Source organism: Streptomyces sp. NPDC059989 (genome assembly GCF_042736975.1).
Taxonomy (GTDB): domain Bacteria; phylum Actinomycetota; class Actinomycetes; order Streptomycetales; family Streptomycetaceae; genus Streptomyces.
Map to the genome: position 1 here is coordinate 1 of NZ_JBHWUO010000097.1, position 16,090 is coordinate 16,090.

General features: G+C 71.5%; 15 protein-coding genes. 7 read left to right on the forward strand and 8 right to left on the reverse strand.

Features of this window, described 5'->3' with window-relative positions; all coding sequences use genetic code 11:
- The first annotated feature begins 323 nt into the window (after positions 1–323).
- The 3 genes from pknB (at position 324) to ACFWBN_RS38560 (ending at position 3,757) form a co-directional block, all read left to right on the forward strand.
- Positions 324–2,234: a Stk1 family PASTA domain-containing Ser/Thr kinase gene (gene pknB / locus ACFWBN_RS38550; RefSeq protein WP_385186157.1), complete on the forward strand. Its 1,911-nt coding sequence runs from the start codon at positions 324–326 to the stop codon at positions 2,232–2,234.
- A 9-nt stretch (positions 2,235–2,243) separates the two neighbouring features.
- Entirely contained in the window at positions 2,244–3,101 is an 858-nt protein-coding gene (locus tag ACFWBN_RS38555) for a deoxyribonuclease IV (protein ID WP_385186181.1), read from the forward strand.
- An 89-nt stretch (positions 3,102–3,190) separates the two neighbouring features.
- Positions 3,191–3,757, forward strand: a complete 567-nt coding sequence (locus tag ACFWBN_RS38560; protein WP_385186160.1) for a DUF4396 domain-containing protein — start codon at positions 3,191–3,193, stop codon at positions 3,755–3,757.
- Between the two features lie 27 nt (positions 3,758–3,784).
- Here the strand turns inward: ACFWBN_RS38560 and ACFWBN_RS38565 are convergent, their stop codons facing one another.
- Positions 3,785–4,417, reverse strand: coding sequence for a sulfite oxidase-like oxidoreductase (locus ACFWBN_RS38565; RefSeq protein ID WP_385186162.1), 633 nt, complete (start codon positions 4,415–4,417; stop codon positions 3,785–3,787).
- A 173-nt stretch (positions 4,418–4,590) separates the two neighbouring features.
- Here ACFWBN_RS38565 and bfr point away from each other — a divergent pair, with 173 nt between their 5' ends.
- Positions 4,591–5,067 (forward strand): bacterioferritin, encoded by a 477-nt coding sequence (gene bfr / locus ACFWBN_RS38570; RefSeq protein ID WP_030707395.1) that lies wholly within the window; start codon positions 4,591–4,593, stop codon positions 5,065–5,067.
- Between the two features lie 6 nt (positions 5,068–5,073).
- On the opposite strand, the gene ACFWBN_RS38575 is transcribed toward bfr, so the two are convergent.
- Both ACFWBN_RS38575 and ACFWBN_RS38580 read right to left on the reverse strand, forming a co-directional pair.
- A complete protein-coding gene (locus ACFWBN_RS38575; RefSeq protein ID WP_385186183.1) occupies positions 5,074–5,346 on the reverse strand; it encodes a bacterioferritin-associated ferredoxin in 273 nt (90 codons plus the stop codon).
- A gap of 169 nt (positions 5,347–5,515) precedes the next feature.
- Positions 5,516–6,865 carry a class II 3-deoxy-7-phosphoheptulonate synthase gene (locus ACFWBN_RS38580; RefSeq protein WP_385186165.1) on the reverse strand — a complete coding sequence of 450 codons (1,350 nt, stop codon included), beginning with the start codon at positions 6,863–6,865 and terminating at the stop codon, positions 5,516–5,518.
- A gap of 339 nt (positions 6,866–7,204) precedes the next feature.
- On the opposite strand from ACFWBN_RS38580, the gene ACFWBN_RS38585 reads away from it, so the two are divergent.
- The gene (locus ACFWBN_RS38585; protein ID WP_385186168.1) at positions 7,205–9,106 is read left to right on the forward strand and encodes an anthranilate synthase family protein; all 1,902 of its coding nucleotides are present in this window, start codon (positions 7,205–7,207) and stop codon (positions 9,104–9,106) included.
- Positions 9,107–9,320: 214 nt separating this feature from the next.
- Here ACFWBN_RS38585 and ACFWBN_RS38590 read toward each other — a convergent pair whose 3' ends face one another.
- The 5 genes from ACFWBN_RS38590 to ACFWBN_RS38610 form a co-directional block, all read right to left on the reverse strand.
- A complete protein-coding gene (locus ACFWBN_RS38590) occupies positions 9,321–10,319 on the reverse strand; it encodes a 2-hydroxyacid dehydrogenase (RefSeq protein ID WP_385186170.1) in 999 nt (332 codons plus the stop codon).
- A gap of 120 nt (positions 10,320–10,439) precedes the next feature.
- Positions 10,440–11,468 (reverse strand): 6-phosphofructokinase, encoded by a 1,029-nt coding sequence (locus ACFWBN_RS38595; protein ID WP_385186186.1) that lies wholly within the window; start codon positions 11,466–11,468, stop codon positions 10,440–10,442.
- Positions 11,469–11,613: 145 nt separating this feature from the next.
- Positions 11,614–12,258 carry a response regulator gene (locus tag ACFWBN_RS38600; RefSeq protein WP_385186188.1) on the reverse strand — a complete coding sequence of 215 codons (645 nt, stop codon included), beginning with the start codon at positions 12,256–12,258 and terminating at the stop codon, positions 11,614–11,616.
- Between the two features lie 29 nt (positions 12,259–12,287).
- Positions 12,288–13,499 carry a MacS family sensor histidine kinase gene (gene macS / locus ACFWBN_RS38605; protein ID WP_385186173.1) on the reverse strand — a complete coding sequence of 404 codons (1,212 nt, stop codon included), beginning with the start codon at positions 13,497–13,499 and terminating at the stop codon, positions 12,288–12,290.
- A gap of 32 nt (positions 13,500–13,531) precedes the next feature.
- Positions 13,532–14,266: a lysophospholipid acyltransferase family protein gene (locus ACFWBN_RS38610; RefSeq protein ID WP_385186191.1), complete on the reverse strand. Its 735-nt coding sequence runs from the start codon at positions 14,264–14,266 to the stop codon at positions 13,532–13,534.
- Positions 14,267–14,436: 170 nt separating this feature from the next.
- On the opposite strand from ACFWBN_RS38610, the gene ACFWBN_RS38615 reads away from it, so the two are divergent.
- Positions 14,437–15,216, forward strand: coding sequence for an alpha/beta hydrolase (locus ACFWBN_RS38615; RefSeq protein WP_385186176.1), 780 nt, complete (start codon positions 14,437–14,439; stop codon positions 15,214–15,216).
- On the forward strand, positions 15,209–15,799 hold the full coding sequence (locus tag ACFWBN_RS38620) for a hypothetical protein (RefSeq protein WP_385186179.1): 591 nt from the start codon (positions 15,209–15,211) through the stop codon (positions 15,797–15,799). Before ACFWBN_RS38615 ends, ACFWBN_RS38620 begins: the two co-directional genes overlap by 8 nt.
- The last annotated feature ends 291 nt before the right edge of the window (positions 15,800–16,090 follow it).

The following is a 16,090-nucleotide window of genomic DNA, read 5'->3' on the forward strand; positions in this document are numbered from 1 at the left end:
CAAGGGTCGCCGAAGGCGATCACGTAGTGACGCGACCGTAGGGAGCGCCCTTGACAGGCCGGCACGAACCGGAAGGACGATGGGACTGACGGGAAACCCCCAAACCCTCTCTGATCCGGGCCAGGGGGCTACGGCTCCCCGGTCCCCGGACCCGCAGACGGGGGCGGGTGGGCAGCCGCCGACCGGCCCCGGGGGGTCGAGGGGGAGATAGCGGGCCCGCGCCGCAAGCCGCGTACGCCCCCGCCCCCCTGCCCACGTCACAGCTGCGCTGCAAGCCGACCCGCCCGGACCGGGTGGGCGCGGGGCGCCAATAGAATCGCCGGGTGGATACGACCCTGGATGACCCGCTCGTCGGGCAGACGCTCGACGGCCGCTACCGCATCGACGCCCGCATCGCGGCCGGCGGCATGGCCACGGTCTACCGGGCCGTCGACACACGCCTCGACCGCGTCCTCGCCCTGAAGGTGATGCACCCGGCCCTCGCCGCCGATGGTGCCTTCGTCGACCGGTTCATCCGCGAGGCGAAGTCCGTGGCCCGTCTCGCGCACCCCAATGTCGTCGCCGTCTTCGACCAGGGCACCGACGGCCCGTACACGTACCTCGCCATGGAGTACGTCTCCGGCTGCACCCTGCGCGACGTGCTCCGCGAGCGCGGCGCGCTCCAGCCCCGGGCCGCCCTCGACATCCTGGAGCCCGTCCTCGCCGCCCTCGGCGCCGCGCACCGCGCCGGGTTCGTGCACCGGGACATGAAGCCCGAGAACGTCCTGATCGGCGACGACGGCCGGGTCAAGGTGGCGGACTTCGGGCTGGTCCGGTCCGTCGACTCCGTCACCAACACCACCGGCTCGGTCCTCGGCACGGTCTCCTACCTGGCCCCCGAGCAGATCGAGAACGGCGTCGCCGACACCCGCGTGGACGTCTACGCCTGCGGTGTCGTCCTGTACGAGATGCTCACCGGCGCCAAGCCGCACACCGGCGGCACCCCCGCCCAGGTGCTCTACCAGCACCTCAACGAGGACGTCCCGCCCCCGTCGGCGGCCGTTCCCGGTCTCCCCGTCGGCCTCGACGAGCTCGTCGCGCTGGCCACGGCCCGCAACGCCGACCTGCGCCCCTACGACGCCGCCGCCCTGCTCGGCCACACCCGCGAGGCCCGGCTCCGGCTCAGCGACGCCGAGCTGGACGCCCTGCCGCCGCAGGCCCGCGCCGAGGAGCGTTCGTCCGCCGAGGACCGCACCGGCGTGATCCCGCGCCCGGTGGCCGCGCAGCCCGTGAACCACACCTCCCGGCTGGAGACGCTGCCGCCGCCGCCCGCTCCGCCCGCGCACCGGCAGGCCCCGGCCCGGCGGCCCCGCCGCGGCACCCTCCTGGTCATCGCCGGCGTCCTGCTGGCCCTCGGCCTCGGCACCGGGGTCTGGTACATCAACTCCGGCCAGTTCACCAAGGTCCCCAACCTCCTCGGCAAGACCGAGGCGCAGGCCCGCGACCAGCTGTCCGCGGCCGGTCTCGGCGTGAAGGCCGTCGACCGGAAGTTCAGCGACTCCTTCGACCGCGGGACGGTGATGAACACCGACCCGCCCGGCGGCAAGCGCATCCGCGGCAACGGCGCGGTGACCATCACGCTCTCCCGCGGCCCCCAGGTCGTGGCCGTGCCCAACCTCAAGGGCCGCCCGCTGGAGGAGGCCAAGGCCGAGCTGGCGGCCGCCGGGCTGGCCCCCGGCATGGTCACGACGGCCTTCAGCCAGGACGTCGCCCAGGGCTCGGTGATCGCCTCGGACCCGGCGGGCGGCGAGAAGCGGGCTCCCGACACGGCCGTCGCGCTGGTGGTCAGCAAGGGCCGCCCGGTGCAGGTCCCGAGCGTGGCCGGGATCCCCTTCGAGCAGGCCCGCGCCGCCCTGGAGGGCCTCGGCCTGAAGGTGGCCACGGCCCCCGAGCAGGTCAATTCCCCCTCCCCGGCCGGTACGGTCGCCAACCAGTCGGTCGGCGCCGGCACCCAGGCCGCGACCGGGGACACGGTCACGCTGACCCTCTCCAAGGGCCCGCGCCAGCTCCCGGTCCCGAACGTGACGGGCCAGGACGTGGAAGCGGCCCGCAAGGCCCTGGAGGTCGCGGGCTTCAAGGTGAAGGTGGACCGGCCCTTCCTCTCCTTCAGCAACACCGTGGACGCCCAGTCGGTGCCGGCCGGGCAGAACGCCCCCGAGGGCAGCACGATCACCATCCGGACCAAGGGGCTGTAGGCAGCAGTGATACGCAATCCAGTGGGCGGGCACGTCCCCGTCGCGGGCGGGCTCGCCTCGGTCGGGCTGACGTACGCCCGGGAGATGGGCGCCGAGGCCGTCCAGGTGTTCGTCGCCAACCCGCGCGGCTGGGCCACGCCGACCGGCAACCCGAAGCAGGACGAGCTCTTCCGGGAGCAGTGCGCGGCCGGGTCCATCCCGGCCTACGTGCACGCCCCGTACCTGATCAACTTCGGCTCGCACACCGAGGCGACCGTGGAGAAGTCGGTGGAGTCCCTGCGCCACTCGCTGCGCCGGGGCCGGGAGATCGGCGCGCTCGGGGTGGTCGTGCACACCGGCTCGGCCACCGGAGGCCGCCCGCGCGAGGCGGCGTACGCGCAGGTCAGGGAGCACATGCTGCCGCTGCTGGACGAGCTGACGCACGACGACGACCCCTTCCTGCTGCTGGAGTCCACGGCCGGCCAGGGCTCTTCGCTGTGCTCGCGGACCTGGGACTTCGGGCCGTACTTCGACGCGCTCGACCACCACCCGAAGCTGGGGATCTGCCTCGACACCTGCCACATCTTCGCCGCCGGCCACGACCTGGCGGAGCCGGGCGGCACGAAGCTGACCCTCGACCTGCTCGTGGACACGGTCGGCGAGGGCCGGCTGAAGCTCGTCCACGCGAACGACTCGAAGGAGGGCGTCGGCGCCCACAAGGACCGGCACGCCAACATCGGCCAGGGCCACATCGGCCGGGAGGCCTTCGCGGCGCTGTTCACGCACCCGGCGATGGAGGGCGTACCGCTGATCACCGAGACGCCCGGCGGCAAGGAAGGGCATGCCGCGGACGTGGCCCTGCTGAAGGAGCTGCGCGGCCCGGAGTGATCCACTCGATCTCTTGAGGAATACCCCAGGGGGGTATACGGTTCTGCTTATCCGCAGGACCGTAATCCGGCGTTTCCCAGGGGGTTTCGATGGACCACGCACACGCGCACCACGAAGAGCAGCACGCACCCGACGGACAGCAGCACGAGCACCACGAACACGGGCACGGCCACGAACACGAGCACGGCCACGGCCACGGCCACGGCCACGGCCACGGCAAGGTCAGCTGGGCCATGGCCGCCAAGGCCACCCTCCACTGCCTCACCGGATGCGCCATCGGCGAGGTGCTCGGCATGATCATCGGAACCGCGCTGGGCTGGGGGAACGTCGCCACGATGGTCCTGGCGATCGTGCTCGCGTTCTTCTTCGGCTACGCGCTCACCCTGCGGGGGATCCTCGCGGCCGGCGTTGACCTCCGTACGGCCGTCCGGGTGGCGCTCGCCGCCGACACCCTGTCGATCGCCGTCATGGAACTGATCGACAACGGCGTGATCGCCCTGTGGCCGGGCGCGATGGACGCGCACCTGTCGGAGCCGCTGTTCTGGATCGTCCTGGCGATCGCCCTGGCGGCCGCCTTCGTCATCACGACCCCGGTGAACAAGTGGATGATCGGCCGCGGCAAGGGCCACGCGGTGGTCCACCAGTACCACCATTGAGCACGGCGACGGAGGGCCGGACAGCCCCTACAGCTCGGGGCCGTCCCCCGGCTCCTCCTGGTACGAGTAGCGCTGCTCGCGCCAGGGGTCGCCGATGTTGTGGTAGCCCCGCTCCTCCCAGAAGCCCCGGCGGTCCGCGGTCATGTACTCGACGCCGCGGACCCACTTGGGACCCTTCCAGGCGTACAGGTGCGGGACCACGAGGCGCAGCGGGAAACCGTGCTCGGCGGTGAGCAGTTCACCGCCCTGGTGGGTGGCGAAGACGGTCCGCTCGGAGGAGAAGTCGGCCAGCCGCATGTTGGAGCTGAAGCCGTACTCCGCCCACACCATCACGTGCGTGACCTGCGGCGCCGGCGGCGCCAGGGCGAGGATCGTACGGGCGAGCACACCGCCCCATTCGGCGCCCGGCATGCTGAATTTCGTGACGCAGTGCAGGTCCGCCACGACGGATTCGAACGGCAGGGCCGTGAACTCCTCGTGGTTCCAGCAGTGCTTGTCGCCGTCGGCCGTCGCGCCGAAGACGCGGAACTCCCAGCGGTCCGGCTTGAACTTGGGCACGGGACCGTAGTGGGTGACCGGCCAGCCCCGCTGCAACCGCTGCCCCGGTGGAAGCTCCAGCTGCTCTGCTCCCGGAGATTCCCGGCTTTCCGGCTGACCCATGACTCCATGGTGACAGACTTGGCGGGGTGGTCATGACCAGGTCTGGGCCGATTCGGGCAAGTCACGGTAACTCGCACTAAGGAGGCACTTACTGGACGGCCCCCGACGGCGGTGCAAGGATGCGCCCACCTACCCCGTCACGTGGCTGACAATGCCTGGAAGGAGCCTCTGCGATGCAGGGCGACCCCGAGGTCCTTGAGTTTCTGAACGAGCAGCTGACCGGCGAGCTGACGGCCATCAACCAGTACTGGCTGCACTACCGCATCCAGGACAACAAGGGCTGGACCAAGCTCGCCAAGTACACGCGTGAAGAGTCCATCGACGAGATGAAGCACGCGGACAAGATCACCGAGCGCATCCTGATGCTCGACGGTCTGCCGAACTACCAGCGCCTCTTCCACGTACGCGTCGGGCAGACGATCACGGAGATGTTCCAGGCCGACCGGCAGGTCGAGGTCGAGGCGATCGACCGGCTCAAGCGCGGGATCGAGGTCATGCGCGGCAAGGGCGACATCACCTCCGCCCGCCTCTTCGAGGAGATCCTCGAAGACGAGGAGCACCACATCGACTACCTCGACACCCAGCTGGAGCTCATCGAGTCCCTGGGCGAGCCGCTGTACATCGCGCAGCTGATCGAGCAGCCGAGCTAGCAGCGGTCAGGCGGCATCCGCCAGCACGGGCGAGGGAACGGGCGTCAGCTCGGGGTCGACGGCGAGCACGGCCGCCGCGTTGCCCTTCTCCAGCAGCTCCCGGCGCGGGCAGGCGCCACGGCCGAGGATGCCCTGGATGGTGCGAACGCAGGAGCCGCAGTCGGTGCCGGCCTTCGTCGCCGAGGCGATCTGGCGCGGCGTGCAGGCACCGGCGGCCGCGTGGTCCTTGACCTGCTTGTCGGTGATGCCGAAGCAAGAGCAGACGTACACGCGGTTCACCTCCCTGGGCGGAATGGTTCGGCGAGCCATCCCCTATTCGGTGAGGCTTACCTAACCGTACCCAAACTTAGGGTCCCCTAAAAGACCCGGGTACGACAGTGGGGCGCGGATCACATCGATCCGCGCCCCATCGTCATAGGAAGCTACCTACTGATCGCGATCGCGATCCCTACTGGTCGCGGTACATCTCGGCGACCAGGAACGCCAGGTCCAGGGACTGGCTGCGGTTGAGCCGCGGGTCGCAGGCCGTCTCGTAGCGCTGGTGCAGGTCGTCGACGAAGATCTCGTCGCCGCCGCCCACGCACTCTGTGACGTCGTCACCGGTGAGCTCGACGTGGATGCCGCCCGGGTGGGTGCCCAGGCCCTTGTGGACCTCGAAGAAGCCCTTGACCTCGTCGAGCACGTCGTCGAAACGGCGCGTCTTGTGGCCGGAGGCCGCCTCGAAGGTGTTGCCGTGCATCGGGTCGGTGACCCAGGCGACGGTCGCACCGGACGCGGTGACCTTCTCGACCAGCTCGGGGAGCTTGTCGCGGACCTTGTCGGCGCCCATGCGGACGACGAAGGTCAGCCGGCCCGGCTCGCGATCGGGGTCCAGGCGGTCGATGTACGTCAGCGCCTCGTCCACCGTGGTGGTCGGGCCGAGCTTGACGCCGATCGGGTTGGCGATCTGCGAGCAGAACTCGATGTGCGCGTGGTCCAGCTGGCGGGTGCGCTCGCCGACCCAGACCATGTGGCCCGAGGTGTCGTAGAGCTTGCCGGTCCGCGAGTCGGTGCGGGTCAGCGCGCCCTCGTAGTCGAGCAGTAGCGCCTCGTGGGAAGCGTAGAACTCGACGGCCTTGAACTCGGCCGGGTCGGTGCCACAGGCCTTCATGAAGTTCAGCGCGTTGTCGATCTCCCGCGCGAGCTGCTCGTAGCGCTGCCCGGACGGGGAGGACTTCACGAAGTCCTGGTTCCAGGCGTGCACCTGGCGCAGGTCGGCGTAACCACCGGTGGTGAAGGCGCGCACCAGGTTCAGCGTCGAGGCCGACGCGTTGTACATGCGCTTCAGCCGCTCGGGGTCCGGGATCCGGGCCTCTTCGGTGAAGGCGAAGCCGTTGACGGAGTCGCCGCGGTAGGTCGGCAGGGTGACGCCGTCGCGGGTCTCGGTGTCCTTGGAGCGCGGCTTGGAGTACTGGCCCGCGATGCGGCCGACCTTGACGACGGGCACGGAGGCCGCGTACGTCAGGACGGCGCTCATCTGGAGCAGCGTCTTCAGCTTGGCGCGGATGTGGTCGGCGGAGACACCGTCGAAGGCCTCGGCACAGTCGCCGCCCTGCAGCAGGAACGCCTCGCCCTTGGCGACGGCTCCCAGGCGGGCGCGCAGCTGGTCACACTCACCCGCGAAAACGAGCGGGGGATACGACTCGAGGTCCGCGACGACAGCGCGCAGGGCCTCGGCATCGGGGTACGAAGGCTGCTGCGCCGCGGGAAGGTCTCGCCAGGTCGCCTTGGCGGCGGGGGCTTGGGTTTCAGCGTTCACGGTCACCTCGTACACATTACGGCGTTGTGCGCCCCGTCCAGCCAGGCGCCCACTACGTGAGACGAAACTCCCCCGAAGGCTGCGGGGCCCCCAGATGAACGGAATCCATGGTTCAGCCCACGCCGTGAGACGGATCCTGCGCCGGCGGGCCCTCCTGGGCTAAGGTGCCCCGCATGTACGCGCACTCGAACCAGAACTGGTGGTGGCCCGCTCCCGGCGGCCCACTCCTCGCGCGTACCCACTGACACACGACCGACGCGAAGGCCGCCCCGAGGGGCGGCCTTCCGCGTTCCGTCGGGAACCGGGGCCGCTCCTCCCACCGGAAGGACGCCCCGCCCCATGCCACTGGACATCAGCCGACTGCTCGACGACTCCTGCCCGCCCTTCGCCCTGCTGCGGCGGCGGACCCCCGGCCGCGACCACGACACCGTCGAGGTCCTCCTCGGCCCGGTCCACGAGGCCGAACGCCTCGCCGACCTGCCCGTCGGGCAGCTGCCCACCCTCGCCCTCGTCCCCTTCCGGCAGATCCGGGAGCGCGGATTCGACGTGCGCGACGACGGCACGCCGCTGAGCGTGCTGGTCACCGAGGAGGCGTACGAGATCCCGCTCGCGCAGGCCCTGGAGGGGCTGCCCGCGCACGGGGTCCGGGTGGAAAACGGCGGCTTCGACGTGCCCGACGAGGCGTACGCGGCCACCGTCGCGCGGGTCATCGAGGACGAGATCGGCCGGGGCGAGGGCGCGAACTTCGTCATCCGGCGCACCTACGAGGGCCGGATCGAGGGCTTCGGCCGGGCCGACGCGCTCGCGCTGTTCCGGCGGCTGCTGGAGGGCGAGCGGGGCGCGTACTGGACGTACGTGGTCCACACCGGCGAGCGGACGCTGGTGGGGGCCAGCCCCGAGGTGCACGTGCGGATGTCCGGGGGGACGGTCGTGATGAACCCGATCAGCGGCACGTACCGCTATCCGGCCGGAGGCCCGACCGCCGAGTCCCTGCTCGCTTTCCTCGGCGACCGCAAGGAGACCGAGGAGCTGTCGATGGTCGTCGACGAGGAACTGAAGATGATGTGCACGGTCGGGGACCGCGGCGGGGTCGTCGTCGGGCCGCGGCTGAAGGAGATGGCGCACCTCGCCCACACCGAGTACGAGCTGCGCGGACGCTCCTCGCTGGACGTGCGGGAGGTGCTGCGGGAGACCATGTTCGCGGCGACGGTGACGGGGTCGCCGGTGCAGAACGCCTGCCGGGTGATCGAACGGCACGAGGCCGGGGGCCGCGGCTACTACGCGGGCGCGCTGGCGCTGCTGGGGCTGGACGCGGCCGGGGGCCAGACCCTCGACTCCCCCATCCTGATCCGCACCGCCGACATCGCCGCGGACGGCGTGCTGCGGGTGCCGGTCGGGGCCACGCTGGTGCGGCACTCAGACCCGGCGGGCGAGGTGGCCGAGACCCACGCCAAGGCGGCGGGGGTCCTGGCGGCGCTCGGCGTCCGGCCGGCCGCGCCGCGGCCCGCCTTCGCCGGATCCCGGCTGGTGGACGACCCCCGGGTGCAGGCGGCGCTGGCGGCCCGCCGGCACGACCTGGCGCCCTTCTGGCTCCGGATGCAGGAGCAGCCTTCCTCGCCGACCGGCCACGCCCTGGTGGTGGACGGGGAGGACACCTTCACGGCGATGCTCTCGCACGTGCTGAGGGTGGCCGGGCTGGAGGTGACCGTACGCCGCTACGACGATCCGGGGCTGCGGACGGCGGCCCTGTCGTGGGAGGGCCCGGTGGTCCTGGGCCCGGGCCCGGGGAACCCGGCGGACGCGGGGGACCCCAAGATGCGGATGCTGCGCGGGCTGGCGGCCGATCTCCTGGCGGGGCACCGGCACGGGCTGGTCGGGGTCTGCCTGGGGCACGAGCTGCTGGCGGCGGAGCTGGGGCTGCCGCTGGTGCGCAAGGCGGAGCCGGCGCAGGGGGCGCAGACGCGGATCGATCTGTTCGGGGCGGAGGAGGTGGTCGGCTTCTACAACACGTACGCGGCGCGGTGCGACGCGGAGACGGCCGCCCGGCTGGCCGTTTCCGGGGTGGAGGTCTCCCGGGATGCGGCCACGGGCGAGGTCCACGCCGTCCGCTCCGCGGTGGGTGGCTTCGCGGGGGCCGGCTTCGCGGGGGTCCAGTTCCACCCGGAGTCCGTCCTCACCCTCCGCGGTGCGGACCTCCTCCGCGACCTCCTGACGGGCGTCACGACCCCGACCCCGGCGTAGCCGCTGCCGCTGCGCGGGGCCTTCCCCCACCCCGCCCCTTCCCGAAACTGGGGCTCCGCCCCAGACCCCGCGCCTCAAACGCCGGCGAGGCTGTCTTCAGCCCCTCCGGCGTTTGAGGAGCGGGGTCCGGGGCGGAGCCCCGGGGAGCGGTGGAAGGGCGGGTAGGGGACCGCTCCGCGCAGCGGCAACCCGCGCCCCGCCCGGCAGGGGGACGTCAGGACGGGTCGGGAACCAGGGTGTTCTCGGAGCGGCGGCCCGCCAGGTAGTCCGCCACGTTGGCGACGGTCGTGTCGATGATCTGGCCCACCGCGTCACTCGTGTAATACGCCTGGTGCGAGGTCACCACCACATGCGGGAACGTCACCAGCCGCGCCAGCGTGTCGTCCTCCACCGCCTCCAGGGACTTGTCCAGGAAGAAGACCCCGGCCTCGGCCTCGTACACGTCCAGGCCCACCCCCGCGAAACGGCCCGCCCGCAGCTCGCCGACCAGCGCGTCCGTGTCGACCAGCCCGCCCCGGCTGGAGTTCACGAGGATCGCGTCGTCCCGCATCAGCTTCAGCGCCGCCGAGTCGACGATGTGGTGCGTGGACTCCAGCAGCGGCACGTGCAGGCTGATCAGGTCCGAGGACGCGAACAGCGTCTCCTTGTCCACGTACTTCATGCCGAGCTCCACGCACGCCGGATTCTGCGCCACGTCCCAGCCCAGCAGGTTCATGCCGAAGCCGTGCGCGATCCGGGTGAACGCCTCGCCGATCTTGCCGGTGCCGAGGACGCCCGCGGTGCGGCCCCGCATGTCGCGGCCCATCAGCCCGTTCAGCCGGAAGTCGAAGTCCCGGGTCCGGTTCGAGGCCCGGACGATCCGCCGGTTGACCGCCATCGCCAGGGCCCAGGCGAACTCCGCCACCGAGTACGGCGAGTAGTAGGAGACCCGGCTGACCGTCATGCCCAGCTGCCGGGCCACGTCCAGGTCGATGTTGTTGAAGCCGGTCGACCGCTGGGCGATCATCTTCGTCCCGCCCGCCGCGAGGGTCCGCAGCACCCGCCCGTTCAGGTCGGCGTTCACGCTGGAGGAGACGATCTCGTACCCGGCCGCGATGGGCGCGGTGTCCTCGGTCATGAAGACTTCGAGGCAGCGGACCTCGTGCTGTCCCGCGAAGGCCTGCTCCAGGAGCGGCTTCTCGTCGGCGGTCACACCGAATGCCAGGATCTCCACGCTTGCTCCCGATCCGTCGAATCCGTCGATCCATGGGTCGTTTGTCACCATACGACCCATGGATCACCCGTGCCCGACAGCCCGACAGCCCGACAGCCCGGCAGCGCGCCGACCCGCGGCTCAGCCGAAGAAGACGCCGACCTCCTGGTACAGCGCCGGGTCCACCGTCTTCAGCTTCGACGTCGCCTCGGCGATCGGCACCCGGACGATGTCCGTCCCCTTGAGGGCGACCATCTTCCCGAAGTCCCCTTCGCGCACCGCGTCGATCGCGTGCAGCCCGAACCGGGTCGCCAGCCACCGGTCGAAGGCGCTCGGCGTACCGCCCCGCTGGATGTGCCCGAGCACCGTCGTACGGGCCTCCTTCCCGGTCCGCGCCTCGATCTCCTTGGCCAGCCACTCGCCCACGCCCGACAGCCGGACGTGCCCGAAGGAGTCCTTGGTGGCGTCCTTCAGGACCAGGTCCCCGTCCTTGGGCATCGCGCCCTCCGCGACCACCACGATCGGCGCGTAGCTCGCCTTGAAGCGCGAGGTCACCCACGCGCACACCTGGTCCATGTCGAAGCGCTGCTCCGGGATGAGGATGACGTTGGCGCCGCCCGCGAGGCCCGAGTGCAGGGCGATCCAGCCGGCGTGGCGGCCCATGACCTCGACGACCAGGACCCGCATGTGCGACTCGGCCGTGGTGTGCAGCCGGTCGATGGCCTCGGTCGCGATGCCGACCGCGGTGTCGAAGCCGAAGGTGTAGTCCGTCGCGGACAGGTCGTTGTCGATGGTCTTCGGCACGCCGACGCACGGGATGCCGTACTCCTCGTACAGCCTGGCGGCGACCCCGAGGGTGTCCTCGCCGCCGATCGCGATGAGCGCGTCCACCTCGTACTTGGCGAGGTTCTCCTTGATGCCGCGCACGCCGTTGTCCGTCTTGAACGGGTTGGTGCGCGAGGAGCCGAGGATCGTGCCGCCCCGGGGCAGGATCCCGCGGACGGCGGGGATGTCCAGCGGGACGGTGGCGCCTTCGACCGCGCCCCGCCAGCCGTCCTTGAACCCGATGAACCCGTATCCGTACTCCTGCTCGCCCTTGCGGACGACGGCCCTGATGACCGCGTTGAGCCCGGGGCAGTCGCCGCCGCCGGTCAGCACTCCGACCTTCATGGAATCTCCCTTCGCCATGACGGCCACGCTAGTGGTGACGCAGGTCACAGCAAGGGCCCCGGAGAGGGCAATTCCGGTGGAATCGCGAGGCGTTGTGTACGTCCGTTCACTCGTACGAGGAAGTAAGTACGACGTACGACCGCGCCTACGCGTCGTCGAGGCCCCGCTCTATCGCGTACCGGACGAGCTCCACGCGGTTGTGCAACTGGAGTTTGCCCAGGGTGTTCTGGACGTGGTTCTGCACCGTGCGGTGCGAGATGACCAGCCGTTCCGCGATCTGCTTGTACGAGAGCCCCTTGGCCACCAGCCGCAGCACCTCGGTCTCCCGGTCGGTCAGCTGCGGCGCCTTCGGCTCGTCGGAGGCGGTCGGCGCCGGGTCGGTGGCCAGGCGCCGGTACTCGCCGAGCACCAGTCCGGCCAGGCCCGGGGTGAAGACGGGGTCGCCGGCCGCCGTGCGGCGGACCGCGTCGATCAGCTCCTGGGCGCCCGCGGACTTCAGCAGGTAGCCGGTCGCGCCGGACTTCACCGCCTCCAGGACGTCGGCGTGCTCGCCGCTCGCCGACAGGACCAGGACGCGGAGCGCGGGGTTGGCGCCGACGAGCTCCTTGCAGACCTGCACGCCGGGCATCCCGGGCAGGTTGAGGTCGAGGACCAGCACGTCGGGGGTGACGGCGTGGGCCCGGCGCACCGCCTCGGGGCCGTCGCCTGCGGTGGCCACCACGTCGAAGCCGGCGGCGGCCAGGTCGCGGGCGACCGCGTCCCGCCACATCGGGTGGTCGTCGACGACCATCACCCTGATCTCGTGCGGTTCGTATGTGCTCACTGGGTCCTCCCCCTGGGTACTTTCAGTTCCACTTCGGTGCCCTGCCCGGGGACGGACACCAGCTCGGCGGTGCCGCCGAGATCACGCAGCCGCCCGCGGATGGACAGCGCCACGCCCATCCGGCCCTCGCCCTCCGCCTGGTCGAGCCGGCCCGCCGGGATGCCCGGGCCGTCGTCCCGGACGGTCACGATCACCTCGTCGCCCCAGTCCTCCACCAGGATCCACGCGCTGGCCCCCTCCCCCGCGTGCTTGCGCACGTTGTCGAGGGCGGCGCCGACCGCCGCGGCCAGCTCCTTCGCGGCCGGCACCGGCAGCGGCACCGGGGTGCCCGGCTCGGCGAAGCTCACCCGGGAGCCGGCGTGCGGGGCGAGGAGCGTCCGCAGGTCCAGCTCGCCCCCGTCCGCGCCCTCGTCCTCCACCTCGTACGAGTCCACCAGCGCGCCCCGCGATTCGTCGCGGGAGACCCGGGAGGGGTTCACCAGCCCGGTGGAGACCAGGGTGCGCAGCGCCACCTCCTGCTCCCCTGCCATCCGGCCGAGCTCGGCGGCCTCGCCGCCCAGGTCGGTGCCACGCCGCTGGACCATGGCGAGGACCTGGAGGACGCCGTCGTGGATGTCGCGGGCGAGGCGCTCGCGCTCGCGGGTGGCGGCCTCGATCTCCAGGGCGCGGGCGAGGGTGGCCTCGCTGGCCCGGGCGACCTCGACGACGTAGCCGATCGCTATGGAGGCGACCCAGACCAGCAGGACGTTGTGCAGGGTGTCCCGGGTGGGCTCGCCGCCGTGGATGAGGATGTTGGCCGCGGCGACGAAGGTGGAGGCGAAGCCTGCCCAGCGCCAGCCGCCCTTGATGGCGAAGGCGAGGACCGAGCCCGCGGTCCAGATGCTGGGGAGGGTGGGGTGGCCGCCGGCGATCCGCTCGGCGGTGTCGGCGAGCGGGGTGAGCAGGATCCCGACGAGGGCGACCGTGAGGTCGGCGCCGAGGAAGCGCTTGGTGCAGCTGGTGGCGTTCGCCACCTTGCGGTGGGTGGCGAGGGTCCACAGCGCCAGGACGGCGAGGTAGCCGACCGCGATCTCCGGGCGGGCGAAGCTCTTGTGGGCGGCGGCGAACAGCCCCACCGCGTAGAGCATGGTCAGCAGCCGATAGCCCGTCAGGGCCCGCCACAGCGGCTGCTCGACCGACATGCGTACGACGCGCTCGCGTTTCGCCATCTCCCCCACCCCCCGCGGGCGGTGTCGCCCTGCTACTCGCCCTTGTCCGCCTTCGCGGCCTTCTCCGCCTCCGCCTTGGCGGCCTTTTCCGCCTTCTCGGCGTCGGCGATCTGGCGTTTGGCCGCCGTCGCGTAGATGTCGACGTACTCCTGGCCGGACAGCTTCATGATCTCGTACATGACCTCGTCGGTCACCGAGCGGAGGATGAAGCGGTCGCCGTCCATGCCGTGGTAGCGGCTGAAGTCGAGCGGCTTGCCGATCCGGATCCCCGGGCGCATCAGCTTGGGGACCACCTTGCCGGGCGGCTGGATCTTCTCGGTGTCGATCATCGCCACGGGGATCACGGGGGCGCCGGTGGCCAGTGCCACGCGGGCCAGGCCGCCGGGCTTGCCGCGGTAGAGGCGGCCGTCGGGTGAACGCGTCCCCTCGGGGTAAATACCGAACAGCTCCCCGCGCTCGATGACGTCGATGCCGCTCTTGATCGCGGCCTCGCCGGCCCCGCGCGCACCGGAGCGGTCCACGGGGAGCTGGCCGACGCCCTTGAAGAAGGCGGCCGTCAGCTTGCCCTTGACGCCCGGGGAGGTGAAGTACTCCGCCTTCGCGATGAAGGTGACCTTGCGGTCCAGCACGGCCGGCAGGAAGAAGGAGTCGGAGAAGGACAGGTGGTTGCTCGCGAGGATCGCCGGCCCCTCGGCGGGAATGTTCTCGAGGCCCTCCACCCACGGCCTGAAGGCGAGCTTCAGGGAACCGCCGATGGAGAACTTCATTGCGCCGTAGATCAACTCGAAAGCCTTCCTGTGTCTGTCGAACAGACCATATCCCCTGGCTCCCGTGGGAGCGGCCCAACGGCCCTGGTCGGTGTCACCCCGGTCGCGTACGGTGAAGTCACACAGAGCAACGCCCCCACCCGACGTACATCGTGATCAAGGAGACTCTGGTGCCCGTCCTCCCTGGAGCCGAGCCGTTCCGCCACGAGGGCGGAGAGGTCGGTGTCCTTCTCTGCCACGGCTTCACCGGTTCCCCGCAGTCGCTGCGCCCCTGGGCCGAGTATCTGGCCGGGCGCGGGCTCACGGTGTCGCTGCCGCTGCTGCCCGGACACGGGACCCGCTGGCAGGACATGCAGCTCACGGGCTGGCAGGACTGGTACGCCGAGGTGGACCGCGCGCTGCGCGAACTGCTGGACCGGTGCGAGCAGGTGTTCGTCTTCGGTCTGTCCATGGGCGGCGCGCTGACCCTGCGGCTGGCGGCCAAGCACGGGGACGCCATCAGCGGCCTCGTCCTGGTCAACCCGGCCAACAAGGTCCACGACCCGCTGGCCTTCGCCCTCCCGGTGGCCAAGCACTTCGTCCGGTCCACGCCGGGCATCGCCAGCGACATCGCGAAGCCGGGCTCGGAGGAGGTGGGCTACGACCGGGTCCCGACCCGGGCCGCGCACTCGCTGCGGAAGTTCTTCCAGCTGGTGGACGTCGAGCTGCCGCAGGTGACGCAGCCGGTGCTGCTGCTGCACAGCCCGCAGGACCACGTCGTCCCGCCGGTGGACTCGGCGCGGATCCTGGCCCGGATCTCCTCGACGGACGTCACCGAGACCCTGCTGGAACAGAGCTACCACGTCGCGACGTTGGACCACGATGCGGAGCGGATCTTCGCGGACAGCTTTGCGTTCGTCGGCCGACTGGCGGAGAGCGTGGGCAGGGAGGGGGCGGAGGCTGGTGGCTGAGCACGAGGAGCAGTCGGGCGGAGTTCCGCCGCTTGACGAGGAAGCGGCGTGGGCGGCGATCGTCGCCGGGTACGGGCAGGAGCCGCCGGACCCGCCGGGGGCAAGACCGTTCAGACCGATCGAGAACCTGATGCTGCCGGAGGAGGACGTCAAGCCGGCACCGTCCGGGCCGGAGCCGAAGCCGGACCCGGGGGCGCAGCCCGAGCCGCCGGCTCCGCCGGGCCCGCTGGGCAGCTCGGTGGTCTTCGCCCCGGGCGTCGGTGTGGGCCCGGGGCCGCGGGACCACTCCCTCGCGGAGTCGAAGGACGACGACCTGACCCCGGCCGACCGGGCGGACGAGGGCCACTTCGTCCCCCCGGAGCCGGAGCTGCCGGAGGCGGACACGACGTCCAAGTTCGCGTGGCTGGCGGTGGTCGGGGGGCCGGTGCTGCTGCTGGTGGCGGTGCTGCTGCAGTGGGACATGACGTGGTGGCTGACGACGCTGGGCATCGGCGGCTTCCTGGGCGGCTTCGCGACGCTGGTCGCACGCATGCAGCACGGCGACGACGAGGACGACGACCCGGGCCGCGGCGCGGTGGTGTAACCCCCGCCCCTCTGGGGCTCCGCCCCCGGCCCCCCGCGCCTCAATCGCCGGCGGGGCTGGATGTGACCCGGCCTCGGGGTCCCGCGCGCCTCAAGGATCCGGGGCTCCGCCCCGCACCCCGCGCCTCAAACGCCGGCGGGGCTGAATATGGCGCGGCTCAAAGATCCGGGGCTCCGCCCCGGACCCCGCGCCTCAAACGCCGGCGGGGCTGGAATTGCCCTCCGGGCAACCCAGCCCAGCCAGGCAGGCGGCATCAGTCAAATCCAGCCCCGCCGGAGGCACATCCAGCCC

Excerpts from the sequence above, each read along its gene's own strand:
- ACFWBN_RS38560 (WP_385186160.1), top strand. The coding sequence starts at position 3,191 with ATGGACCACGCACACGCGCACCACGAAGAGCAGCACGCACCCGACGGA.
- ACFWBN_RS38565 (WP_385186162.1), bottom strand. The coding sequence starts at position 4,417 with ATGGGTCAGCCGGAAAGCCGGGAATCTCCGGGAGCAGAGCAGCTGGAG.
- bfr (WP_030707395.1), top strand. The coding sequence starts at position 4,591 with ATGCAGGGCGACCCCGAGGTCCTTGAGTTTCTGAACGAGCAGCTGACC.
- ACFWBN_RS38585 (WP_385186168.1), top strand. The coding sequence starts at position 7,205 with ATGCCACTGGACATCAGCCGACTGCTCGACGACTCCTGCCCGCCCTTC.
- ACFWBN_RS38595 (WP_385186186.1), bottom strand. The coding sequence starts at position 11,468 with ATGAAGGTCGGAGTGCTGACCGGCGGCGGCGACTGCCCCGGGCTCAAC.
- ACFWBN_RS38600 (WP_385186188.1), bottom strand. The coding sequence starts at position 12,258 with ATGGTCGTCGACGACCACCCGATGTGGCGGGACGCGGTCGCCCGCGAC.
- macS (WP_385186173.1), bottom strand. The coding sequence starts at position 13,499 with ATGGCGAAACGCGAGCGCGTCGTACGCATGTCGGTCGAGCAGCCGCTG.
- ACFWBN_RS38610 (WP_385186191.1), bottom strand. The coding sequence starts at position 14,266 with ATGAAGTTCTCCATCGGCGGTTCCCTGAAGCTCGCCTTCAGGCCGTGG.